The sequence below is a fragment of the Prevotella sp. AM42-24 genome, from assembly GCF_003461825.1.
Classification (GTDB): Bacteria; Bacteroidota; Bacteroidia; order Bacteroidales; family Bacteroidaceae; genus Prevotella; species Prevotella hominis.
In genome coordinates, this window is the sequence record NZ_QTXV01000079.1 from 1 (window position 1) to 683 (window position 683).

The window sequence follows — 683 nt, forward strand, 5'->3', positions numbered from 1 at the left end:
ATTAAAAGGGGTGCGTCACAGACTTATGACACACCCCCATAGAAAAAAATGACCAATACTTCTTATAAAATGACCAACAATGACATTGACCATTTTGACCAGAATGCTACTTGATAGGAGATTTTTTTTAATTGTTGTGATTGCTTATGTTGTTGATTGTCAATGTGTTATGTAATCTAAACTATTTTGTTTGCAACACATTTATAAGTGCAATAAAGATAAAATATACTAACAATCAGCATCTGTATCTATTGTCTTCTCTATTCAATTCTGTAAAATATTCAGCCCAAAACTGCAAATGGAGGGCTTTTTCTTGTCTCTAAAATGGATGTTTTGCCATCAAAAATAGGACTTCTTATACCCCAAAATAGCTATTTTCTGCTTTTACGATAAAAAAAATAATAAAATTCGATATGATATAAAAGATTTATTATCTTTGCCAAAAGATATGAAATACGGAACATTTTAGATGCTGATAAACATATAGAGAGAATTAGAATTACCCCCAAGTGGCGGAGTTAAGTACTTTATTATGAGTGACTTATACATCCTAACTCATGGGAGTTGAATCAACCATAGGCAGTAATACGTAAAATAGAGAGGGAACAATTATTGTGTATTTATACTATGATAAGAAATCCCTATTTAAGGAGCGTTTTTCGGCTTATTCTTTCACTTAAAAG